The sequence below is a fragment of the Burkholderia sp. ABCPW 14 genome, assembly GCF_001523835.1.
Classification (GTDB): domain Bacteria; phylum Pseudomonadota; class Gammaproteobacteria; order Burkholderiales; family Burkholderiaceae; genus Burkholderia; species Burkholderia mayonis.
In genome coordinates this window covers 45,413-69,356 of the sequence record NZ_LOVS01000132.1, presented here as the reverse complement: position 1 = coordinate 69,356, position 23,944 = coordinate 45,413, and the positions used below count along the sequence as shown (strand labels likewise).

Here is a 23,944-nt window from a genome sequence, read left to right as displayed (position 1 = left end):
TGGATCAAATGGTCGCGCCGTCGAGTTCGGCGATCATCTTCTGCATTTCGGCGCCGCCCGCCATCATGTCGAGCACTTCGTTCTTGCCGATCGTCTCCTTCGTGAAGGTGCCGAGCGAGCGGCCGCGGTTGAGCAGCGTGAACGAATCGCCGATCGGGTACGCGTGATGCACGTTGTGCGTGATGAAGATCACCGAGATCCCCTTCGCGCGCGCGGCGTGGATCAGCTTCAGCACGTTGAAGCTCTGCTTGACGCCGAGCGCGGCGGTCGGCTCGTCGAGGATCAGCACGCGCGCGCCGAAGTGGATCGCGCGCGCGATCGCGAGGCACTGCCGCTCGCCGCCCGACATCGTGCCGATCGGCTGGTGCGCGTCGCGCACGTTGATGCCCATCTCGGCGAGCTTCGCGCGGGCGATCCGAGCGCTCGAATCGAGATCCATCACGTTGACGAAGCCGAACAGCTTCTTCTGCGGCTCGCGGCCCATGAAGAAGTTGCGCGCGACGGAGAGGAGCGGCACGAGCGCGAGGTCCTGGTAGACGGTCGCGATGCCGAGGTCGAGCGCGTCCTTCGGCGATTCGAACAGGACGGGCTTGCCGTCGACCAGGTACTGCCCGTCGGACGGCGGGTGAACGCCCGCGAGCGTCTTGATGAGCGTCGACTTGCCGGCGCCGTTGTCGCCGAGGAGGCAGTGCACTTCGCCGCGCTTCAGGCGCAGCGTGACGCCCGACAGCGCGATCACCTTGCCGAAATACTTGCTGACGTTCTCGAGCGAGAGAATCGTCTCGCTGGATGCTGGCGTGGACATGCTTGAGCTCCGTTACGATTGCGACACGCGGCGGCGGACGTAGTGGTTGAACAGCACGGCGACGAGCAGCATCACGCCGAGAAACACGCGGAACCAGTCCGAGCTGATGTTCGTGTAGGTGATGCCGATCTGCACGACGCCGAAGATGAGCGCGCCGAACGCCGCGCCGATCACCGATCCGTAGCCGCCCGTGAGCAGCGTGCCGCCGATCACCGCGGCGATGATCGCCTCGAATTCCTTCTGCAGCCCGCGGTCGGCCGCGGCCGAGCCGATGTCGGCCACTTGCAGCACGGCGAACAGGCACGCGCAGAACGCGGTCAGCACGAAGAGCGAGATCTTCACGCGGCGCACCGGCACGCCGACGTTCTTCGCCGCGTGCGCGTCGCCGCCCGACGCGAGAATCCAGTTGCCGTAGCGCGTCTTCGCGAGCACGAACGCGCCGATCGCGGTGACGGCGAACCACCACAGCAGCACCTTCGGCACGCCGGGCACGAGCGGCTCGCCGTTGTCGAGCACCTGGCCGACGCCGACGTGTGCGAGCCAGCGGAACAGGTCGTGGAACGCGACGCCCTGGAACAGGGCATGCGTGATCGGATCGGCGTGCGCGTAGTCGCCCAGGCCCGACACGATCGTGCGGTCGGCGAACATGATCGACAGCGCGAGCGTGAGCCCGCGCAGGATGAACAGGAAGGCGAGCGTGACGATGAACGACGGCAGCTTCGTGCGCATCACGAGATAGCCGTTCAGCGCGCCGAGCGCCATCGAGCCGGCGAACGCGAACAGGATCGCGAGCCAGATCGGCCAGTGGAAGTAGACGGTCGGGATCGCGACCATCATCCCGGCGAAGCCGATCATCGAGCCGATCGACAGGTCGAACTCGCCCGCGACCATCAACAGGCACGCGCCGACCGCGAGGATGCCGAGGTAGGCCGCGACCTGCGACCAGTTCATGATCCCGTCGAGATTGAACATCCCGGAGCCGCCCGCGCCGAACGCGAACACCGCGAACACGAGCACGGCGCCGGAAATCGCGGCGAACTCGGGACGGTTGAGGAAGCGCTGGAACCACGCTTCGCCGCGCAGCCGCTCGTCGGACGCGGCGCCCGGCTGCGGCTTCTCGTGCGCATGCGCTGGCATGTGCTTGCCGACTACACCCATGATGTCTCCTTGATGCCCGGCGCTCGGCGCGTTCGGCCCGCGTCGCCGGTAAAGCGCGCGGGCGAGCGCCCGCGCGTCGTGCGAATCGATGCGATGGACGTTAGCGGTACTGGCCCGCGTACTTGAGCACCTTGTCGATGTTCTCCTTCGTGATGAAGCCGGGACCGGACCGGATGTTCTTCGGCCCGTACGACGGTTGCAGCCCGTAAGTCGAAAGCCGCGCCTGGAACTTCGGATTCGCCTCGAGGATCTGGCGGATCTTCGCGGGATCGGCGGTCTTGTTCTGCTTCGCGATCGCGAGCACGGCGACCGGGATGTAGCCCTGCAGGTACGGCTGCTGGTCGATCGCGAACTTGATCGCGCCGCTCTGGATCGCCTTCGCGATGTCGTCCGAGAAATCGAACGTCGCGAAGAACAGCTTGTTCGCCAGGCCCATCTGCCGGACCGCCTTCAGCGTCGCCGCGGCGGGCACCGGGCCGAGCGTCAGGATCGCCTGTGTGTCCGGATGGTTGCGCAGGTACGCGCTGACCTTCGACTGGATCTCGGTCGGGTCCTGGCCGGAGTCGATCGTCGAGCGCTTGTAGTCGGCGCCGATCGCGTCGGCGAAGCCGCGGCAGCGGTCGAACGACACGCTGTTGGTCGCGATGTGGTTCACGCAGACGAAGGTCTTCACGCCCGCCGCCTTCGCCTTCTCGCCCGCCGCGTGGCCCGCGACGTACTCGGGCTGGCCGACGTGCATGATCGCGCCGAGCTGCGCGCTCTGTTCCTCGGTGCCGGAGTTGATCGTCACGAGCGGGATCTTCTTTGCAGCGACTTTCTTGAGCGCGTTCTTCAGCACGTCGTAGTCGGCGATCGTCGTGATCACGCCGTCGTAGTCGCGGGCGGCCGATTGCTCGATCAAGCGCGCCATGTCGGCGATGTCGCCGTTCGGCGGGTTGCGGTAGTCGGTCGTGACGTTGAAATCCTCGTCCGCCTGCTTGATCGCGTTCTTGATCGTGTTCCACCACGAATCGGAATCGGGCGCGTGGCTGATCAGCGCGAACCGGGCGTCCGCCGCCTGGGCCGCCGGGGCCGCGGCGCCCACGCCCGCCGCGACGGCGATCGCGGCGACGCACGCGCGCAGGACGGCCTTGCCAGTGCAAAGTCTCATGTCTCCACCTTTCTCTGTCTGTCGTTTTCGGGCAAACGCAGGCCGGGCCGCGTTCACGAGCAAGGTTAGGTCAACCCGTCTCGGATTGCAAAGAAAATTTTATTTAATAATGTTGTGGAAAATTTGTTCCATTTCGAATCCGGAGTGCCTATACTCGGTGCACGACAAGACAACGAGCCGGATGCTCGTCCGCGGCGCGCGCGATGCGCGACGCGGCGCCCGCCGGCCGCAACGGACATGGACGACACGACACAACCGGAGACGCCCGCCGTCGACGACCTGCTGCAACGGATCGCCGACGCCTACGACACGCTGCCGCGCCAGCTGAAGCACATCGCGTCGTACATCGACGAGCACCGCTCGAGCGTGATGATGGACCGCACGAGCGACATCGCCGAGCGCTGCGGCGTGCATCCGTCCGCCGTCGTGCGCTTTGCGCAGCGCTTCGGCTTTTCCGGGTTTTCCGATCTGCAGGCGGTGTTCAAGGACGCGTACACGGGCCAGAACCCGACCGTGCAGAGCTATCAGCAGCGGATTCGCAGCCTGATCGACGGCAAATCGGGCCCGATGACGGGCGGCGCGGTGGCGCGGCAGTTCATCGACGCGTCGCGCGCGGGGCTCGACGAGCTCGCGGCGGGCCTCGACGACGACCAGTTCGACGCGGCCGTCACGATGCTCGAGAAGGCCGAAAGCATTTATGTGGTCGGCGTGCGCCGCTCGTTTCCGGTCGCGAGCTACATCGTGTATGCGCTGCAGCATACGGCGAAGCGCGTGCACCTCGTATCGGGGCTCGGCGGCATGTACCGCGAGCAGATCCGCAGCGTGAAGAAGGGCGACGTCGTGATCGCGATCAGCTTCGCGCCGTACGGCAAGGAGACGCAGTACTGCCTGCGCGCCGCGCGCCACAACCATGCGCAGACGCTCGTCATCACCGACGGCCGTCTGTCGCCGCTCGCGCGCGACGCGAGCGCCCATTTGCTCGTGAAGGAGGGGAGCGCGTTCGCGTTCCGTTCGCTGACGAGCACGATCTGCCTGTGCCAGGCGCTCTTCATCGCGCTCGCGTACCGGCTGGAATTGAACGTCGAAGAAGCCAAGGACACGGGAGGATACGATGACTGACGCAGTACCGACGATCGACGTCGCCGTGTTCGGCGCCGGGCGGATCGGCCGCATCCATGCGGGCAATCTCGCGCGCCGGCCCGGCGTGCGGCTCAAGTACGTGGTCGACGTGAACCGCGACGCGGCGGCCGCGCTCGCCGAGCAGCACGGCGCGCAGGTCGCCGACGTCGACGGCGCGCTCGGCGATGCGTCGATCGGCGCATCGGTGATCTGCTCGAGCACCGACACGCACGCCGACCTGATCGCCGGCGCCGCGCGCGCGGGCAAGCACGTGTTTTGCGAGAAGCCCGTCGACCTGACGGTCGCGCGGGCGCGCGCGTGCGAGGCGGCCGTCGCGCAAGCGGGCATCGTCTGCATGATCGGCTTCCAGCGGCGTTTCGATCCGACCTTCGAGGCGGTGAAGCGTCGCATCGACGCGGGCGAGATCGGCGCGCCGGAGATGCTCGTCGTGACGAGCCGCGATCCGGGCGCGCCGCCCGTCGACTACATCAGGCACTCGGGCGGGATCTTCAAGGACATGCTGATCCACGACTTCGACATCTTCCGCTGGATCCTGGGCGACGACGCCGACACGCTGCACGCGACGGGCAGTTGCCTCACCGATCCGGCGATCGCGGACGCGGGCGACGTCGATTCGACCGCGGTCACGATCCGCACGAAGCGCGGCCGGCTCTGCCAGATCAACACGACGCGCCGCGCCGCGTATGGCTACGACCAGCGCTTCGAAGTGCTCGGCAGCGCCGGGATGCTGCAGGCGGGCAACGTGCGGCCGACCGAGGTGACAGGCTATTCGGCGCGGGCGGTGTCGACCGACCTGCCCGAAGCGTTTTTCCTCGAGCGCTACCGCGCCGCGTACGCGCGCGAGATCGAGCATTTCTTCGCGGCGGTGACGCACGGCGAGCCGGTGCGCACGACGGTCGCGGACGGCGTGAAGGCGCTCGAGCTCGCCGAGGCGGCGACGCGGTCGTGGCGCGAAGGGCGCGCGGTGAAGCTCGGCGAAGTGGCGGCCTGAAGGCGCGATGCGATGGCAGTCAGCGATAGCGCCGCCCCCGTGCGGATCGGCATCGCGGGGCTCGGCCGGCTCGGCCGGCGCCATGCGGAGAACCTCGCGCGCCGCGTCGCGGGCGCGGCGCTTGCCGCCGCGTGCAGCCCGGTCGCGGACGAATGCGCGTGGGCGCGCGACGCGCTGAAGGTGCCGCGCGTCTACGAGCATTTCGACGCGCTCGTCGCCGATCCCGAGCTCGACGCGTTGTGGCTCGTCACGCCGTCGGCGCTGCACGCGGACCAGATCGTCGCGGCGCTCGCCGCCGGCAAGCACGTGTTCTGCGAGAAGCCGCTGTCGCTCGATCTCGCCGAGTGCGAGCGGGTGCTGGCCGAGGCGCGCGCGCGGCCGCATCTCGTCGCGACGATCGGCTTCATGCGCCGCTTCGATCCGAGCTACCGCGACGCATACGAGCGCGTCGCGGCGGGCGCGATCGGCCGGCCGTTCCTCGTGCGCTCGCAGACCTGCGACCGGAACGATCCGGAGGGCTTCTTCGTGCGCTTCGCGCCGAGCTCGGGCGGCATCTTCCTCGACTGCACGGTGCACGACATCGACGTCGCGCGGTGGCTGCTCGGCGCGCCGCGCGCGACGCGTGTGTACGCGGCGGGCGCGATCGCGCTGCACGAGGGCCTGCGCGCGTGCGGCGACGTCGACAACGGCGTCGCGATCTGCGAGTTCGAGGGCGGCCGGCTCGCGATGTTCTACGCGTCGCGCACGATGGCGCACGGCAACGACACGCACTCGGAGGTGATCGGCACCGCCGGGGCGCTCACGATCGGCCGCAACCCGCGCGCGAACCGCGTCGAGATCCACGACGCGACAGGCATCCGCAACGCCTGCACGCCGACGTTCTTCGATCGCTTCGAGGAGGCGTTCCTGATCGAGGCGCAGGCGTTCGTCGCGGCGGTGCGGGGCGAGGGCGGCTCGGGCGGCGCGACGCTCGCGGACGCGCTCGAGGCGACGAGGATCGGCCATGCGCTGCGCGAGTCGCTGCAGACCGGGCGCGCGGTGGAACTGTAGCCCTCTGACGCGCGCGCCGGGCAGCCGGCTGCGCGCGTGCCGGCGAGCGCGGCGCGCGTCGGCGCTTGCTCGTGCGCGGGTGCGGTTGGGGGCGCATGCGGTAGAATCTTGCGTTCCGGCAGCGCCGCGACGGCGCGCCATTCGAAGGTCGAAAGCCGATGCTCATTCACAAGGAAGTGGACGCGCGCGGGCTCAATTGCCCGCTGCCGATCCTGCGCGCAAAGAAAGCGCTGGCCGACATGGAAAGCGGCCAGATTCTCAAGGTGCTCGCCACCGATCCCGGCTCGCAGCGCGATTTCGCCGCGTTCGCAAAGCAGACGGGCAACGAGATCGTCGAGTCGTCGACGACGCAGGACAAGACGTTCGTTTTCCTGATGCGCCGCCGCTGACGCGCAAGGCGGCGGTGCCGCGTCGTTCCGATGCCGCGCGGGCGTGCCCGACGCGGCATTTTTCATCGCGCGCTCCCCGCGCGAATGCCGCAAGCGAATGCCGGCGAGCGAGCGCCGCAAGCCGCCGTCGCCGGGCCGAAGGCGGCTCGTCGCATCTGACAATCCTTAAACCACCTGTCGCCGCGCGCTGCTTATACTGCGCCGTCGGATCTCGTCTGCAGAAACACGCCGTGCGGCGCCGCGGACGCGGACGGGACGTATCGCGAAGGACATGCCCCGTGCGTGTCGTTGCGGCATATAGGGGAATGTCATGCTGTTCAGATCGGGAACGATTCGGATACCGTTCGAGCCGAACGGCAAGGCGCGTGAGCGGATGCGGCCGATGCAGCGCGTCGAGCTCGATCCCGAGCATGACCGCCATGCGCGTGCCGCGCTGGAGGCATATGCGGATGCGAGCGCGGTCGAGATGCCCTGGCTTGCCGAATGGATGCGCGAAGCGCTCGGCGGTCCGCAGCCGGACTTGACGCGCTGCGCGGCGACCGTTGAGCGCGTGTTCGATCTCGCGCACGCATGGGCGGCCGATCAGCCGGACTATGCGCGCGCCGCTTGGGAGCACGTGCGCGACCGTCTGCATGACGCATTGCAACACGCACCGCGTGCGATCGCACGCGACGCATTCGAAACCGATCCGGCCTAGCGGAGCGCACCCGGTGCGCTCGTCAGGCAAGCAACTGGCAGCGCGGCGTGCGACTCGATCACCGTTGACACAATTACGCGGCGATACGCACATTTCTCAGGACGTTTTCATACTACCATCATGAAAACGCCGCTCAGGCGTGCCCCGTTTTTGAGATATGGGGGCATCGATCACATAGAATACCGGTTTGCGCGTAGCGCGCCGGACAATCATCACCATTCAGCCGATAATGGCGGGTTACTACGAATCGGGGCTCGTGCGGGCTTGCCCATGGCCGCTCGGCGGACGCGGGAGCCCGAATGGATTTCGTTTTGCGGGGTGCTATGAGAATTGCTGTACTGGATGACGATCAGGCCCAAACGGATTTTGTCAGTCAGACGCTGACGGCCGCAGGCCATACGTGCTATGCGTTCAAGGAAGGCAAGGCGCTGAAGAAGCGCCTGCAGCGCGAGACGTTCGATCTGCTGGTGCTCGACTGGAACGTGCCGGACATGTCCGGCGAGGAAGTCCTGAAGTGGGTGCGGGCGAACCAGGTCGAACATCGTCTGCCGATCATCTTCATGACGAGCCGCGACGACGAAGCGGGCATCACGCAGATCCTGAACGCGGGCGCCGACGACTACGTCGTGAAGCCCGTGTCCGGCCCGATCCTGCGCGCGAGGATCGGCTCGCTGCTGCGCCGCGCGTATCCCGTCAACGCGGAGTCGTCGATCCGCGAGTTCGACAACTACAAGTTCGATGCGAACCTGAAGCAGGCGTACGTCGGCGACAAGCCGGTGAGCCTCACGCAGAAGGAGTTCGAGCTCGCGCTGCTGCTGTTCCAGCACCTCGACCGGCCGCTGTCGCGCGCGCACATCCTCGATCTCGTCTGGAAGCAGGCCACCGACATTCCGTCGCGGACGATGGACACGCACATCTCGATGCTGCGCACGAAGCTCGGCCTGCGTCCGGAGAACGGCTACCGTCTCGCGCCGATCTACGGCTACGGCTACCGGCTCGAGCGCGTGATGCAGGGAGACGCCGAGTGAGCGCAAGCGGCATCGTGACGAAGTACGTGCTGACGGCGTGTTGCGCCGCGGCAGTGGCCCTGGCTGCGCAGCACGCCGCCGCGCAGCAGGCGAAGCGCCCGGCCGCGCAGACCGTCGATTACACGACGCGCAGCGGCGACACGCTGTACGACGTCGCGGCCCGCTACCTGCAAGGATCGGACGACTGGCCGTTCGTTGCGCAACTGAACGACGTGCCGGTGCCGAAGCACCTGCAGCCGGGCATCGTGCTGAAGCTCCCCGCGGCGCGGCTGCGCAAGGAGCGGCTGTCGGTGCGCGTGATCGCCGCGCATGGCGCGGTCGAGAGCGCGGGGCGCGGCTCCTCGCAGTTCACGCCCGTCGCCGTCGACTCGACGCTGACGGAAGGCGACCGCCTGCGCACGGGCGCGAACGCGTTCGTCACGCTCGAGCTCACGGACGGCACGCACCTGAGCATGCAGCCCGACAGCCAGATCGATCTCGCGACGCTGCGCCGTACGGTGCTCACGGGCACGCTCGAGCGCGTGATCGATCTGCGGCGCGGCTCGGTCGACAGCGAAGTCACCCATCTGAAGAAGAAGGACGATCGCTTCCAGATCCGTTCGCCGTCGGTCGTCGCCGGCGTGCGCGGCACGCGCTTTCGCGTGAATTACGACAAGGACGGTCGCGCGTCGACGACGGTCGAAGTGCTGGACGGCACGGTCGGCGTCGCGCCGGGCGCGAAGCGCACGACCGACACGCTCGTCCATGCGAACTTCGGCAACGTGTCGAGCGCGAACGGCGTGGTCGGCAACCCGATCGCGCTCCTTGGCGCGCCGCAGCTCACCGATCCGGCGAAGGTGCAGGACGAGCCGCAGGTGGCGTTCGATCTCGTGCCGCTGGGCGGCGCGCAGGACTACCACGTGCAGATCGCGCGCGACGCGGGCCTGTACGATCTCTTCCAGGAAGTGCGCGTGAATGCGCCGCACGCCGCGTTTACGGACGTGCCGGACGGCACCTATTTCGTCCGTGTCTCGGCCGTCGATTCGCACGGCCTCGAAGGCCAGCCGCGCATCTACGCGTTCGAGCGCCGGCGCTTCGGGATCGACGCGTCCGCGGCGCCCGCCGACGGCGGGTACGCGTTCCGCTGGTCGACGACGGACGGCGGCTCCGCGGGCGGCGCGACGCGCTTTCGCTTCGTGCTGTCGGGGGCGAAGGATCTGAGCAACCCGATCGTCGACCAGGTCGACGTGCAGGGCGGGCGCATCGCCGTATCGAACCTGAAGCCCGGCGACTACTACTGGTCCGTGATCGCGGAGCGCTTCGAAGGCGGCCGTTTCTACGAGAAGGCCAGCGCGGTCAACGCGTTCACGATCGCGCGTTGATGGGCGGCGGATGAGATTCGACCGCACGCAACGGCGGCGGCTGCTTGGCCGCCGCTTTCTCGTCGAGTGGATCGCGATCGGCTGTCTCGGGATCGCGGTGATCCTCGGGGGCGTCGCGGGCCGGATGACGGCGAGCGTCGACCGAATCATCTACGACCGCTTGCTGACGCTGCGCAAGCTGCCGATCGAGCCGAACATCGTGATCGTCGAGATCGACAACCGCAGCCTCGACACGCTCGGCCGCTGGCCGTGGCAGCGCAGCGTCCATGCGGAATTCCTCGATGCGCTCGCGAAGACGCAGCCGGCCGCCGTCGTCTACGACGTGCTGTTCACCGAGCCGTCTGCCGACGACAAGGCGTTGGCGAAGTCGCTCGATCTCGTGCCGACGTTCCTGCCCGTGCTGCTGAGCCCCGAGGAGGGCGACGGCACGCGCACCGTCAATCCGCCCGTGCCGGTGCTCGCGCAGCACGTCGCGGGCGCGGGCCACATCAATCTGGAAGTCGACCCGGACGGGATCGTGCGCAGCGTCGCGCTCTTCGAGAGCGACGGTCGGCACCGCTGGCCGCAACTGATGGTGCCCGTGTTCCACGCGCTCGAGAACGGCCAGCTGAAGCTCGCGCAGCCGGCGCCCGTCGCGCGGCGCGCGCATGACATCGCGCGGGACGACAACGGCGAGTCCCGCTATTTCATTTCGTTCAGCCGCGCGTCGCAGAACTACCCGGCGATCTCGTTCGTCGACGTGCTCGCGGGCCGCGTGGATCCCGGGCAGTTCCGCGGGAAGATCGTGATCGTCGGCGCGACCGCGTCGGGACTTTACGATCGCTTCGCGACGCCGATCTCGGGCGAGTTCGGCCCGCTGCCGGGCGTCTACATCCATGCGAGCGTGCTCGATACGCTGATGACGGGGCGCGCGATCTCGCCCGTGTCCGGCTGGCTCGTGTTCAGCGCGTCGCTGCTGCCGCTCGTCGTGCTGCTCGCCGGCTTCCTGATGCTGTCGCCGTGGCGCTCGCTGCTCCTCACGCTGAGCCTCGCGGCGCTCGCGGTCGCGTCGAGCACGGCGCTCCTCTACGAGGCGAGGCTGTGGCTGTCGCCCGCGCCGGCGATCTTCGGGCTGATCGCGGTCTACCCGATCTGGAACTGGCGGCGCCTCGAGATGACGATGTCGTACCTGCGTCACGAGCTGCAGCGTCTTGCCGACGAGCCGCATCTGCTGCCCGAGGCGCCGCGCGAGCGCGGCGAATTCGGCGGCGACGTGCTCGAGCGGCAGATGGCGCTGATGGCGCAGGCCGCGCAGCGCGTGCAGGACATGAAGCGCTTCGTCTGGGACAGCCTCGACAGCATGCCGGAGCCCGTCGTCGTCACCGATCTCGCGGGTACCGTGCTGATCGCGAACCACGCGGCGAAGCGCTATTGCGCGCGGCTCAACGCGCCGGCGCCGGAAGGGCGGCCGCTGCGCGCCGCGTTCGGCGAGCTGTCGTTTACGAAGACGGTCGACGGCAATGCCGAGCATGACCTCGAGATCCGCACGCACTGGCCCGCCGCGCTCGACCCGACACGCGACTACGAGAACGACGTGATGGAGCGCGGCGTCGAAGTTCGCGACCTGAGCGGGCTCGATCATCTGCTACGCTACGCGCCGTGCACGAACGCGCAGGGCAACGTGACGGGCTGGATCGCCAGCCTCGTCGACGTGACCGCGCTGCACGCGGCCGAGCGGCAGCGTGAGGAGGCGCTGCATCTGCTGTCGCACGACATGCGCTCGCCGCAGTCGTCGATCCTCGCGCTCGTCGAGATCGAGCGGCAGCGGGCCGAATCCGATCATGCGCCCGGGCTGCTCGCGCGGATCGAGCGCTACGCGCAGCGCGCGCTGATGCTTGCCGACGAGTTCGTGCAGCTCGCGCGCGCCGAGTCGCAGACATACCAGCTCGAAGCGGTGAGCTTCACCGACCTGCTGATCGACGCAAGCGACGAGGTCTGGCCGCAGGCACAGGCGAAGCGGATTCGCATCGACACGTCGCTCGGCGACGAGCCGTGCTGGGTCGGCGCCGACCGCTCGCTGATGACCCGCGCGCTCGTGAACCTGTTGAACAATGCGGTCAAATACAGTCCGACGGATACGGTGATCACGTGTACGCTATCGGTCGAGCCGGACACGAAGCGCCTGCACTGCACGATCCGCGACCAGGGTTACGGCATTTCGCTCGAGGATCAGCGGCACCTGTTCGAGCGCTTCAAGCGGTTTCACACGAACGAGCGGCCGGAAGTTGCCGGGTCCGGGCTCGGGATGGCGTTCGTCAAGACCGTGGTCGTGCGGCACGGCGGCTGCATCGGCGTCGACAGCACGCCGGGCGTCGGCACGGCGATCACCGTGTCGCTGCCGACGTTCGACGAGCCGCCGGCGTGATGTCGGCGTGACGTCGGCAGGATTCGACGCTCGGCGCGGGTGGGGCCCGCGCATGGGCGAACGGCTAGGACGGGGGCGAACAGCGATATGGGAGAAGCTATGAAGATCTTGTGGGCGGGGGCGGCGCTGGCGGTCGCATTGTTGTCCGGATGCGCGTCGGTGACGACAGGCGTCAGCGCTTCGGCGGCGCCGGGCGCGCTCGCGGGCACGCGGACCTACGATTTCGCGCGGACGGCCGTGCAGGCCGACAACGCGGACTACCGGCAAGTGGAAACGCTCGTGCGCCGCGAGCTCGCGCAGCGCGGCTTCGACGAAGCGGCCGACGCGCGGGCCCGCTATCGCGTGACGATCGCCTATGCGACGCAGCCGGCATCCGTCGCGCTGACGATGCCGAGTTGCGGCGGCGCGCAGCAACCGGCGTGCGTCGCGGTCGACGGGCCGACGCCGTTCGCGCTGCCGTTCGCGGGCACGGTCTACCGGCACGTGCTGACGTTGCGTTTCGTCGAGCTCAGCAGCGGCGCCGAGGCGTATCGTGTCTCGGCGGCCGTGCAGGACCGGCGTTCCGACGCGCTGCAGGCAGCGCCCGCGCTCGTGCGCAGCGCGCTCGCGCGCGTGCCGTACACGGACGGGAATGGCTGGCTGGTCGAAACGAAGAAGCGCGACGCGGACGCGATGCCAAACTTCGTATCGGTGAAGCCCGCCCGCTCGAACTGAGCGGGGGCGGGCGGGGGCGCGCGGCGCGGCAGCAGCGGGCATGGTCGCTCGCCGCGCCTGACTGGGGTTACGGCTGCTGCGTTTCGCTGCGCGAGCGCAGATACGCTTCGAACTCGGTCTTCACTTCGGGATGGCGCAGCGCGAACTCGACCGTCGCCTTCAGATAGCCGAGCTTGCTGCCGCAGTCGAAGCGGGTGCCGCGATACTTGTACGCGAGCACCTGCTCGTCGGCGAGGAGCGCCTGGATCGCGTCCGTCAATTGCAGCTCGCCGCCCGCGCCCGGCTTCAACGCGCGCAGGTGATCGAAGATCCGCGGCTTCAGCACGTAGCGGCCGACGACGCCGAGGTTCGACGGCGCGACTTCGGGCGCGGGCTTCTCGACGATCGCCGACATCTTGATGATCGAGTCTTCCCACTCCTTGCCGTCGACGATCCCGTAGGACTTCGTGTCCTCGGGCGGAATCTCTTCGACGCCGATCACCGAGCTGTGATAGTGGTCGAACACGTCGACCATCTGCTTCATCACGGGCGGGTCGCCGTCGAGCAGGTCGTCCGCGAGTATCACGGCGAACGGGTTGTCCGCGACGAGCTTCTCCGCGCACAGCACCGCGTGGCCGAGGCCGAGCGCTTCCGGCTGGCGCACGTAGAAGCAGTCGACGTGGCTCGGCTTGATGCTGCGCACGAGTTCGAGCAGCTTTTCCTTGCCGCGCGCTTCGAGCTCCGCCTCGACTTCATACGACTTGTCGAAGTGGTCCTCGATTGCGCGCTTGCTGCGGCCCGTCACGAAGATCATTTCGGTGATGCCCGCTGCAATCGCTTCTTCCACCGCATACTGGATCAACGGTTTGTCGACGACCGGCAGCATTTCCTTCGGACTCGCCTTCGTGGCGGGCAGGAACCGCGTGCCCAAGCCCGCGACCGGGAAAACCGCCTTGGTGACTTTCAGCATGATTGAACCCTTGTTCCTCGTATTGATTCGGTCGAATCAAATGGTGATTGCAGCATTATAGTGGGCGCAAGATTCCTTACGGATTGTTACGACGGCAAGCGGGCAAGCTGCGCACCCAGTTTCGTCAACGTATTCTGAAACTCTGCGAGCCGCTTTTGCTCTTGTTCAACCACGGCGGGCGGCGCTTTCGCGACGAACGCCTCGTTGCCGAGCTTCGCGTTGCACTTCACGACTTCGCCTTCGAGACGCGCGATCTCCTTCGACAGACGCTCGCGCTCCGCCGCGACGTCGATCTCGACCTTCAGCACCAGCTTGTTGTCGCCGACGATCGCGATCGGCGCGCCGTGCGCTTCTGCGTCGAGCGCCGCTTCGTCCGCGAGGACACGCACTTCGGACAGGCGCGCGAGCGCCTGGACGTACGGCGCGAACGCCTGAAGCTTCGCGCCGTCGCCGGCTGCGAGGAGCGGCACCTTGGTCGCGGGAGACAGATTCATCTCGCCACGGAGATTACGACATGCATCGACCACGGTCTTCAGTTCGGCCGCCCACTGTTCGGAGGCCTCGTCGAGTTTTTTCGGATCGGCGATCGGATACGCCTGCGTCATCAGCGACGCTTCGCCTTCCGCCGTGCCCGCCGGATAGCGGCCGGTGAGCGGCGCGACCTTCTGCCATAGCGCCTCGGTGATGAACGGGATGATCGGGTGCGCGAGACGCAGCACCGTTTCGAGCACGCGCAGCAGCGTGCGGCGCGTCGCGCGCTGCTGCTCGGGCGCGCCGTTCTGGATCTGCACCTTCGCGAGCTCGAGGTACCAGTCGCAGTATTCGTCCCAGACGAACTTGTAGATCGCGTTCGCGATGTTGTCGAAGCGGTAGTCGGCGAAGCCCTTCGCGATGTCCGCCTCGACGCGCTGCAGGAGCGACACGATCCAGCGGTCCGCCGCCGAGAAGTCGAGATACCCGCCCGGGCCGCAGTCGCCCGCGCCGCACACTTCCGGCTTGTCGAAGCCGCAGTCGTGGCCTTCGCAGTTCATCAGCACGAAGCGGGTTGCGTTCCACAGCTTGTTGCAGAAGTTGCGGTAGCCTTCGCAGCGCGCGAGGTCGAAGTTCACGTTGCGGCCGAGCGTCGCCATCGACGCCATCGTGAAGCGCAGCGCGTCGGTGCCGAACGCCGGGATGCCGTCGGGGAACTCCTTGCGCGTCTTCTTCTCGATCGTCGCGGCCTGCTTCGGATTCATCAGGCCCGTCGTGCGCTTCGCGACGAGCGCGTCGAGACCGATGCCGTCGACGATGTCGATCGGGTCGAGCGTGTTGCCCTTGCTCTTCGACATCTTCTGGCCTTCGGCGTCGCGCACGAGGCCGTGCACGTAGACCGTCTCGAACGGCACCTTGTTCGTGAAGTGCGTCGTCATCATCACCATCCGGGCGACCCAGAAGAAGATGATGTCGAAGCCCGTCACGAGCACCGACGACGGCAGGAAATGCTTCAGTTCCGGCGTGTCGTTCGGCCAGCCGAGCGACGAGAACGGCACGAGCGCCGACGAGAACCACGTGTCGAGCACGTCGTCGTCGCGCTTGAGCGGGCCCGCGTAGCCCTTCGCGGCGGCCTGCGCGCGCGCGTCGTCCTCGCTGCGCGCGACGAAGATCTCGCCGTTCTCGCCGTACCACGCGGGAATTTGATGGCCCCACCACAGCTGGCGCGAGATGCACCAGTCCTGAATGTTCTCGAGCCACTGGTAGTAGGTGCTCGTCCAGTTCTCCGGCACGAACTTGATCTGGCCGCCGCGCACGACGTCGAGCGACACTTCGGTGATCGACTTGCCCGGATGGAACGTGCCTTCCGGCGCGGGCTTCGTCATCGCGACGAACCACTGATCGGTGAGCATCGGCTCGATCACGACGCCCGTGCGGTCGCCGCGCGGCACCATCAGCTTGTGCGGCTTCACGGATTCGAGGAAGCCTTGCGCGTCGAGTTCGTCGACGATCGCGCGGCGCGCGTCGAAGCGGTCGAGGCCCCGGTATTGCCCGGGCGCGTTGTCGTTGATCTTCGCGTCGAGCGTCAGGATCTCGATCGGCTCGAGCTTGTGGCGCAGGCCGACCTGGTAGTCGTTGAAGTCGTGCGCGGGCGTGACCTTCACGACGCCCGTGCCGAATTCGCGGTCGACGTAGTCGTCGGCGATCACCGGAATCTCGCGATCGCAAAGCGGCAGCTTCACGTGCCGGCCGATCAGTTGCTTGTAGCGCTCGTCTTCCGGATGGACCATCACCGCGACGTCGCCGAGCATCGTCTCGGGGCGCGTCGTCGCGACCGTCAGGTGGCCCGAGCCGTCGGCGAGCGGATACCTGATGTGCCACAGGTGGCCGTTTTCCTCTTCGCTCGCGACTTCGAGGTCGGACACGGCGGTGAGCAGCACGGGGTCCCAGTTGACGAGGCGCTTGCCGCGATAGATGAGGCCCTGTTCATAGAGGCGCACGAACACCTCGCGCACGACGTCCGACATCTTGTCGTTCATCGTGAAGTACTCGCGCGTCCAGTCGGGCGACGCGCCGAGCCGGCGGATCTGGCCGGTGATCGTCGAGCCGGACTTTTCCTTCCATTCCCATACGCGCTCGACGAATTTCTCGCGGCCGAGGTCGTGCCGCGACACGCCTTGCGCATCGAGCTGGCGCTCGACGACGATCTGCGTCGCGATGCCCGCGTGGTCGGTGCCGGGCAGCCACAGCGTGTTGTGGCCGAGCATCCGGTGGTAGCGCACGAGCCCGTCCATGATCGTCTGATTGAACGCGTGGCCCATGTGCAGCGTGCCCGTCACGTTCGGGGGCGGCAACTGGATCGAGAAGTCCGGCCGGCTCGGGTCGAGTGCGGGGGTGGCATAGCCGCGCTTTTCCCATTCCGGCCCCCATTGGGATTCGATGGTCTGGGGCTCGAAACTCTTCGCAAGCGTGGTGTCGCTCATGGTAGGAAATTCGCCGAAAGATGGGGTGATTGTTGCGGAAACCTTCGATTATAAATGGATGAGCATCCGCCGGGCGGCGCAGGCCGCGCGCGATTTATAATGTCCGGCCTGCGTCCATCCGCTCGACCGCCTTCTCTCCATGCCCGATCTGCTCGCAAACCTGAACCCCGAACAACTCGCCGCCGTCACGTTGCCGAACGAGCCGGCGCTGATCCTCGCCGGGGCGGGCAGCGGCAAGACCCGCGTGCTCATCACGCGGATCGCGTGGCTGATCCGGCACGGCTACGCGTCGCCCGCGACGGTGCTCGCCGTCACGTTCACGAACAAGGCCGCGCGCGAAATGATGGCGCGCCTGTCCGCGATGATGCCGATCGACACGCGCGGCATGTGGATCGGCACGTTCCACGGCCTCTGCAACCGGATGCTGCGCGCGCACTACCGCGACGCGGGCCTGCCGCAGACGTTCCAGATCCTCGACACGGCCGACCAGCTCTCCGCGATCAAGCGGCTGATGAAGGCGGCGAACGTCGACGACGAGAAATATCCGCCGAAGAACGTCCAGTACTTCATCAACAACGCGAAGGAGCAGGGGCTGCGTCCCGACCGGGTCGACGCGACCGACAGCTTCAACCGCAAGTTCGTCGAGCTGTACCAGGCTTACGAGCAGCAGTGCCAGCGCGAGGGCGTTGTCGATTTCCCCGAGCTGCTGCTGCGCTGCTACGAGCTGCTCGCGCACAACCCGCCGCTGCGCGCGCACTACCAGGCGCGCTTCAAGCACATCCTCGTCGACGAGTTCCAGGACACGAACAAGCTGCAGTACGCGTGGTTGAAGCTCCTTGCGGGCGGCCACAACGCGATCTTTGCGGTCGGCGACGACGACCAGTCGATCTACGCGTTCCGTGGCGCGAACGTCGGCAACATGCGCGACTTCGAGAACGAATTCCGCGTGCGCAACCTGATCAAGCTCGAGCAGAACTACCGGTCGCACGGCAACATTCTCGACGCGGCGAATCATCTGATCGCGAACAACGCGCACCGGCTCGGCAAGAACCTGCGCACCGACGCGGGCCACGGCGAGCCGGTGCGCGTCTACGAGGCGGCGACCGACGCGCAGGAAGCGGCGTGGATCGTCGAGGAGATCCGCTCGCTCGTGAATACGGGCCTCGCGCGCAGCGAGGTCGCGGTGCTGTACCGGAGCAACACGCAGTCGCGCTCGATCGAGCACACGCTGATGACGGCGGGCATCCCGTACCGCGTGTACGGCGGCCTGCGCTTCTTCGAGCGGCAGGAAGTGAAGCACGCGCTTGCGTACCTGCGCCTCATCGACAATCCGAGCGACGACACCGCGTTCGCGCGCGTCGTCAACTTCCCGACGCGCGGGATCGGTGCGCGCTCGATCGAGCAGCTGGCCGACGCCGCGCGCCTGTACGACTGCGCGATGGCGGCCGCGATTCCGTACGTGACGGGCAAGGCGGGCACGAGCCTCGGCGCGTTCGCGAACCTGATCGCGAAGATGCGCGCGGAAACGGCGCAGATGAGCTTGCCCGAGACGGTCGAGTACGTCGTGCGCGCGAGCGGCCTCGCGGATTTTTACCAGGGCGAGCGCGAAGGGCAGGATCGCCTCGAGAACTTGCAGGAACTGGTGAACGCGGCCGCCGCGTTCGTCTCCGAGGAAGGCTATGGGCTCGACACGCCCGCGCGGTCGATTCCGCTGCATGCGCGCGCGAGCGCGGCGCCCGAGCTTGCCGAGGGCGACGCCGATCCGGCCGATGCGGTGCTCGCGCCCGCGAACCTCGCCGATCCCGCGCAGAACCCCGATGCGATGACGCCGCTCGCGGGCTTTCTGTCGCATGCGTCGCTCGAGGCGGGCGACAACCAGGCGCAGGCGGGCCAGGACGCGGTGCAACTGATGACGGTCCACGCGGCGAAGGGGCTCGAGTTCACCGCGGTGTTCATCACCGGGCTCGAAGAAGGCCTGTTCCCGCACGAGAACAGCGCGGCCGAATCCGACGGCCTCGAGGAAGAGCGCCGGCTGATGTACGTCGCGATCACGCGGGCGAAGGAGCGGCTCTACCTGTCGTTCGCGCAGAGCCGGATGCTGCACGGCCAGACCCGCTACAACATCCGCTCGCGCTTCTTCGACGAGCTGCCGCAGCACGTGCTCAAATGGCTGACGCCGAAGGCCGAAGCGGGCGCCCGCTGGGGCGGCCGATCGGACAACGCCGGCTGGGGCCGCGACTGGTTCGCGCGGCCGGGCGGCGCGCGCGACAGCGTCGTCGACGCGGCGGTGTCCGCGCCGCTGCCCGCGTTTGCGAACCAGCAGCGCGAGGCCGAAAACGGCTTCCGGATCGGCCAGCAGGTGTTCCACACGAAGTTCGGTGAAGGCACGGTGACCGCGCTCGAAGGCAGCGGCGCCGACGCGAAGGCGCAAGTCAAATTCAAGCGGCACGGCGAGAAGTGGCTTGCGCTCGCGGTCGCGAAACTGCAGGCGGTCGAATGATTCAGCAGACGTTTTCGAACCGGCCGCTCGGCATCCTCGCCGCGCTGCCGGAGGAGTTGGGCGACCTCGTCGCCGCGATGCGCGACGACGGCCCGGTCGACACAGTCACGCTCGGCCAGCGCGATTACCACGCCGGCGTCGCGTACGGCGTGCCGTGCGTCGTCACGCTCGCGCGGATCGGCAAGGTCGCGGCCGCCGCGACGGCGAGCGCGCTCATTCATCGCTTCGACGTGCGCGCGGTCGTGTTCACGGGCGTCGCGGGCGGCGTCGCGAGCGACGTGAGCGTCGGCGACGTCGTCGTCGCCGACACGCTGCTGCAGCACGATCTAGACGCGTCGCCGCTCTTTCCGCGCTTCGAGGTGCCGCTCCTCGGCGTCACGCGCTTCGCCGCCGACGCCGCGCTCGCCGCGCAGTTGAAGGCCGCCTGCGCGCGCTTCGTCGAGGACGAGGGCGATGCGCTGAACCTGCGCTTCCGGCTGCGCGGCGCGCGCGTGCGCGAGGGGCTCATCGTCAGCGGCGATCGCTTCGTGTCGAGCGAGCGCGAGGTGACCGCGCTGCGCGACGCGCTGCCGGATGCGCTCGCGGTCGAGATGGAAGGCGCGGCGCTCGCGCAGGTGTGTCACGAGTACGACGTGCCGTGCGCGATCGTCCGGACGATTTCCGATACCGCCGACGATCACGCGAGCGCGTCGTTCACGACGTTCCTGACCGACATCGCCGGCACGTATTCGTCGGGCATTCTGAAGCGCTTTCTCGCCGCGCACGCGAAGGCGGCTTGATTCGATGGCGGGTTGAGCGGCGTGCAACTGCGGAGCGCGCCGGATGACGGCGGTTCGATGCGCAGCGTGGGGCGGTCGGTTCGGCAGCGGAGCCGCTCGTCGAGGCCGCCACCACGGCACGCCATTTTCACCGCGCGCCATTTCCTTTGACCGGAACCACCCGGTATCTGTCGCCGCCGCGATGCGGCGTTTGCGGCGCACGGCGCTCGCTGCACGCACCGCACACACCACGCTACGCGCAGATCGACATCGATTCATCGACAGCCGACGCGGGCAACGCGCCGGCGGCGGCCCAGAATCCGGCCTCGCCTTTGCATCCGTCCGCCGATCGCTTCTCTCTCAGGCGGCCCCCGGATCGCGCCGCTCCCTCAAGCAGCCTGCTTGCCGGGTGTCTTCTTGCTCTCGACGTTCGGCAGGAACACCGTCAGCACGCCGATCAGCGGCAGGAACGAACAGACCTTGTAGACGAACGCGATGCTCGTCGCGTCGGCGAGCTGGCCGAGCACCGCCGCGCCGACGCCGCCGAGGCCGAACGAGAGGCCGAAAAAGAGGCCCGCGACCGTCCCGACCTTGCCCGGAATCAGCTCCTGTCCATAGACGATGATCGCCGCGAACGCCGACGCGAGCACGACGCCGATCACGATGGTCAGCACGGTGGTCCAGAACAGGTTGGCGTACGGCAGCATCAGCGTGAACGGCGCGACGCCCAGGATCGACGTCCAGATCACGTACTTGCGCCCGATCCGGTCGCCGACCGGCCCGCCGATGATCGTGCCCGCCGCGACGGCCGCGAGGAACACGAACAGGTGGATCTGCGCGGCCTGCACCGACAGATGGAATTTGTCGATCAGATAGAACGTGAAATAGCTGTTGATGCTGGCGAGATAGAAGTACTTCGAGAACACGAGCATCACGAGCACGCCGACGGCGAGCATGACCTGGCGTCGCGACAGCGTCGGGTGCGCCGTATCCACGGCCTTCTTCTTCGCGGCCGGATGGCGCTGGTACCAGCGGCCGATCTGCACGAGCACGAAGATCGCGACGAGCGCCGCGACCGAGAACCACGCGATGCTGCGCTGGCCGTGCGGAATCACGATGAGCGCGGCGAGCAGCGGCCCGAGCGACGAGCCGGCGTTGCCGCCGACCTGGAACAGCGACTGCGCGAGCCCGTGCTGGCCGCCCGACGCCATCCGCGCGACGCGCGACGATTCCGGGTGGAACACCGACGAGCCGCAGCCGACGAGCGCCGCCGCGACGAGCAGGAGCGGGAATGTCGGCGCGAACGACATCAGCAGCAGGCCCGCGAGCGTGAAGCCCATGCCGATGGGCAGCGAGTACGGCTGCGGACGCTTGTCCGTGTAGAGGCCGATCACGGGCTGCAGCAGCGACGCGGTGATCTGGTAGGTCAGCGTGATGAGGCCGATCTGCGCGAACGACAGCGCGAACGCCGATTTCAGCATCGGATAGATCGCGAGAATCAACGACTGGATCATGTCGTTGAGCAGATGCGAGAAGCTGATCGCGCCGAGCACCGGATAGACGGTGCGCGAGACGGCGGCGGACGGCGCGGCGGAGCGGGCAACGGACGGACGGTTGTCGAGGCTGGTTTCCATAGGAATGCGAGTGTCTCGGAAGGGGCGCTGCGTGCTCGAAAGGGCACGGCACGTGTTTTTCTTTGATGCGTCAACGGAGTGTAGTGTGTCTCATCGGCAATGTCCGGCCAACTTTTATCGTGAATCGGACAATTCTGCGCGCGACTGTTGCACGCTTTTGCGCGCCGGCACGCGTGCCGGACGTGTTTAGCGTTTGCGTGGTTGCCGGCCGGGCGCCGCGTGCGGCAAAACGGGTTTCACCCCACTCAAGAAAAAAAAACGTCTGCCGTAGAGTCAGGCGAGACGTCTCGCGCGAGCGCCGACGGTCACGCCGAAACCGCCTTTTCGGCCGCAGCACAAGAACGGGGATCTATCGATGAAAGGAGTATCGCTGCACGGCAAGCATTTCCTGCCCGACGACTCGACGGGGAGCCAGGGGCACGCGCCCAAGCCCGGCAAGTCGCGCCGAGGGCGCCGCGCGTGGTCGGTGAAGACGACGCTGCGCGCCGCGTTCGCCGTGCTGCTCGTGGGCACGCTCGCCGTCGGCCTGTTCTCGCTCGCGCAGATCAGCCGGCTCAACAGTTCGATCAAGTCGGTCTACGAGCAGGGGCACGTCGCGAGCCGCGCGGCCGAGGAAGTGCGCGCGTCGGTGCTGCGCGCGAGCCGGGCGCAGAAGATGCTGATCACGGCGACGACCGCGAAAGAGCGCGACGACCTCGGCGCGGACATCGACAAAGGGCTCGCGGCGATCGGCGCCGAGCTCGCGACGCTGCAGCGGCATGCGGACGACGCGGCCGACGACGCCGCGCGGCTCAAGGCGTTCAGCGCGGCCGTCGCCGCGTGGAGCGGGCATCTGCGCGATTTCGTGAAGCTCGTGCGCGAACAGCCGCTCGATCTGTCGCAGATGAGCTGGCAGGTCGGCTCGCAGGATGTGTCGCTGCTCGTCGAGACGGGCAAGCTCGAGAAACTCGTCGATGGGCTCGTCGACGCGCGCGGCGACGCGTCGAAGGCGACGCTCGACGCATCGGGCGCGATTTACCGCGAATCGTTCGCGATGCTCGTCGCGATGACGGCCGCGCTCGTCGTGCTCGCGTTCGTGATCGCCGCGTGGGTCGTGCGGCGGCTCGGCGCGCAGCTGGGCGGCGAGCCCGCGTATGCGAAGGAGATCGCGGTCAGCATCTCGCGCGGCGATCTGTCGAACGCGATCCGGCTCGACCGCCGCGATCACGACAGCATGCTGCACGCGCTGCGCGACATGCAGGAGGGCCTGGCCGGCACCGTGCGCGAGATCTCGGCGAGCGCGGAGGCGATCGCGTCCGCCGCGGGCCAGATCGCGATGGGCAATCTCGATCTGTCGCAGCGCACCGAGCAGCAGGCGGTCGCACTCGAACGAACCGCGACGAGCGTGGGGGAGCTGACGTCGACTGTCCACCAGAATGCGGAAAACGCACGCCAGGCGAGCACGCTCGCGGCGAACGCGTCTTCGGTCGCCGAAGCGGGCGGCACGGTCGTCGGCCGCGTGGTCACGACGATGAACGAGATCGACGAGAGCGCGAAGAGCATCCGCGACATCATCGGCGTGATCGAGAGCATCGCGTTCCAGACCAACATCCTCGCGCTGAACGCGGCCGTCGAGGCGGCGCGCGCGGGCGAGGAAGGGCGGGGGTTCTCGGTCGTCGCGAGCGAGGTGCGCTCGCTCGCGCAGCGCTCGGCGACGGCCGCGAAGGAGATCAAGGCGCTGATCGGCGCGTCGGTCGAGCGGGTCGCGAACGGCGCGCTGCTCGCGCAGGACGCCGGGCGCACGATGGACGAAGTCGTGCGCGCGGTGAAGCGCGTGACCGACATCATGGGCGAGATCTCGGCCGCGTCGAACGAGCAGAGCTCGGGCATCGACGCGATCGAGCGCGCGGTCACGCAGATGGATGCGGGGACGCAGCAGAACGCGGCGCTCGTCGAGGAGGCGGCCGCGGCCGCGCGCTCGCTCGACGAACAGGCGCAGATGCTGAAGGCGATGGTCGGGCGCTTTCATTTGCCCGCGCACGCGGTGGGTTGAGCGGGTGCGCCTCGGCTCGCTCGCTGTCGCGCGTGCATCGCATCGCGCGGCGGCGGACAGGCCGAGATGCCCTGACAGCCGTGGCCGCGAACGCGGCGCTCGACGTCGCGGCGCGCGCTGCGAGGCGGCGGCGCTGGAGCAAGCCGCTGCGTCCGCTCGTTCTCTTGCGCAGAGTCGTGCTCCCCAGTGACGAAGCGCGTGTTGCTGCCCGCCGTCGGCCCTTCCCGCCG

The 23,944-nt window shown here is 67.8% G+C and carries 18 protein-coding genes; 12 read left to right on the top strand and 6 right to left on the bottom strand.

Annotated elements, in window-relative coordinates:
* Nucleotides 1-4: 4 nt before the first annotated feature.
* The 3 genes from WS62_RS20390 to WS62_RS20380 form a co-directional block, all read right to left on the bottom strand.
* Nucleotides 5-805, bottom strand: coding sequence for an ATP-binding cassette domain-containing protein (locus tag WS62_RS20390; protein WP_066574498.1), 801 nt, complete (start codon nucleotides 803-805; stop codon nucleotides 5-7).
* A 12-nt stretch (nucleotides 806-817) separates the two neighbouring features.
* Nucleotides 818-1,963: an ABC transporter permease gene (locus tag WS62_RS20385; protein WP_066574496.1), complete on the bottom strand. Its 1,146-nt coding sequence runs from the start codon at nucleotides 1,961-1,963 to the stop codon at nucleotides 818-820.
* 100 nt (nucleotides 1,964-2,063) lie between these two features.
* A complete protein-coding gene (locus WS62_RS20380) occupies nucleotides 2,064-3,113 on the bottom strand; it encodes a sugar ABC transporter substrate-binding protein (protein WP_066574493.1) in 1,050 nt (349 codons plus the stop codon).
* 237 nt (nucleotides 3,114-3,350) lie between these two features.
* On the opposite strand from WS62_RS20380, the gene WS62_RS20375 reads away from it, so the two are divergent.
* The 9 genes from WS62_RS20375 (at nucleotide 3,351) to WS62_RS20335 (ending at nucleotide 12,887) form a co-directional block, all read left to right on the top strand.
* Complete coding sequence (locus tag WS62_RS20375; RefSeq protein WP_066574490.1) at nucleotides 3,351-4,232, top strand: MurR/RpiR family transcriptional regulator; 882 nt, start codon at nucleotides 3,351-3,353, stop codon at nucleotides 4,230-4,232.
* On the top strand, nucleotides 4,225-5,244 hold the full coding sequence (gene iolG / locus WS62_RS20370; protein WP_066574488.1) for an inositol 2-dehydrogenase: 1,020 nt from the start codon (nucleotides 4,225-4,227) through the stop codon (nucleotides 5,242-5,244). The genes WS62_RS20375 and iolG overlap by 8 nt, the downstream gene beginning before the upstream one ends.
* Before the next feature lie 12 nt (nucleotides 5,245-5,256).
* Nucleotides 5,257-6,294: a Gfo/Idh/MocA family oxidoreductase gene (locus WS62_RS20365; RefSeq protein WP_066574483.1), complete on the top strand. Its 1,038-nt coding sequence runs from the start codon at nucleotides 5,257-5,259 to the stop codon at nucleotides 6,292-6,294.
* A 158-nt stretch (nucleotides 6,295-6,452) separates the two neighbouring features.
* A complete protein-coding gene (locus tag WS62_RS20360; RefSeq protein WP_004193727.1) occupies nucleotides 6,453-6,683 on the top strand; it encodes a sulfurtransferase TusA family protein in 231 nt (76 codons plus the stop codon).
* A gap of 310 nt (nucleotides 6,684-6,993) precedes the next feature.
* Entirely contained in the window at nucleotides 6,994-7,380 is a 387-nt protein-coding gene (locus WS62_RS20355; RefSeq protein ID WP_066489403.1) for a hypothetical protein, read from the top strand.
* A gap of 323 nt (nucleotides 7,381-7,703) precedes the next feature.
* Complete coding sequence (locus WS62_RS20350; RefSeq protein ID WP_004193573.1) at nucleotides 7,704-8,408, top strand: response regulator transcription factor; 705 nt, start codon at nucleotides 7,704-7,706, stop codon at nucleotides 8,406-8,408.
* Nucleotides 8,405-9,769, top strand: a complete 1,365-nt coding sequence (locus WS62_RS20345) for a FecR domain-containing protein (RefSeq protein WP_066574480.1) — start codon at nucleotides 8,405-8,407, stop codon at nucleotides 9,767-9,769. The genes WS62_RS20350 and WS62_RS20345 overlap by 4 nt, the downstream gene beginning before the upstream one ends.
* A gap of 10 nt (nucleotides 9,770-9,779) precedes the next feature.
* Nucleotides 9,780-12,173, top strand: a complete 2,394-nt coding sequence (locus WS62_RS20340) for a CHASE2 domain-containing protein (RefSeq protein ID WP_066574478.1) — start codon at nucleotides 9,780-9,782, stop codon at nucleotides 12,171-12,173.
* A 99-nt stretch (nucleotides 12,174-12,272) separates the two neighbouring features.
* Nucleotides 12,273-12,887: a DUF4136 domain-containing protein gene (locus WS62_RS20335; protein ID WP_066574476.1), complete on the top strand. Its 615-nt coding sequence runs from the start codon at nucleotides 12,273-12,275 to the stop codon at nucleotides 12,885-12,887.
* Nucleotides 12,888-12,954: 67 nt separating this feature from the next.
* Here the strand turns inward: WS62_RS20335 and galU are convergent, their stop codons facing one another.
* Both galU and WS62_RS20325 read right to left on the bottom strand, forming a co-directional pair.
* Nucleotides 12,955-13,836, bottom strand: a complete 882-nt coding sequence (galU, locus tag WS62_RS20330; protein WP_066574474.1) for a UTP--glucose-1-phosphate uridylyltransferase GalU — start codon at nucleotides 13,834-13,836, stop codon at nucleotides 12,955-12,957.
* Between the two features lie 86 nt (nucleotides 13,837-13,922).
* Nucleotides 13,923-16,790, bottom strand: coding sequence for a valine--tRNA ligase (locus WS62_RS20325; protein ID WP_066574471.1), 2,868 nt, complete (start codon nucleotides 16,788-16,790; stop codon nucleotides 13,923-13,925).
* Between the two features lie 139 nt (nucleotides 16,791-16,929).
* Between WS62_RS20325 and WS62_RS20320 the strand changes: the two genes are divergently transcribed.
* Nucleotides 16,930-19,290: a UvrD-helicase domain-containing protein gene (locus WS62_RS20320; RefSeq protein WP_066574466.1), complete on the top strand. Its 2,361-nt coding sequence runs from the start codon at nucleotides 16,930-16,932 to the stop codon at nucleotides 19,288-19,290.
* Nucleotides 19,287-20,069, top strand: a complete 783-nt coding sequence (locus WS62_RS20315; protein WP_066574459.1) for a 5'-methylthioadenosine/adenosylhomocysteine nucleosidase — start codon at nucleotides 19,287-19,289, stop codon at nucleotides 20,067-20,069. The genes WS62_RS20320 and WS62_RS20315 overlap by 4 nt, the downstream gene beginning before the upstream one ends.
* Before the next feature lie 368 nt (nucleotides 20,070-20,437).
* Here WS62_RS20315 and WS62_RS20310 read toward each other — a convergent pair whose 3' ends face one another.
* Nucleotides 20,438-21,682, bottom strand: a complete 1,245-nt coding sequence (locus WS62_RS20310; protein WP_066574457.1) for an MFS transporter — start codon at nucleotides 21,680-21,682, stop codon at nucleotides 20,438-20,440.
* A gap of 355 nt (nucleotides 21,683-22,037) precedes the next feature.
* Here WS62_RS20310 and WS62_RS20305 point away from each other — a divergent pair, with 355 nt between their 5' ends.
* A complete protein-coding gene (locus WS62_RS20305) occupies nucleotides 22,038-23,714 on the top strand; it encodes a methyl-accepting chemotaxis protein (RefSeq protein ID WP_066574455.1) in 1,677 nt (558 codons plus the stop codon).
* The last annotated feature ends 230 nt before the right edge of the window (nucleotides 23,715-23,944 follow it).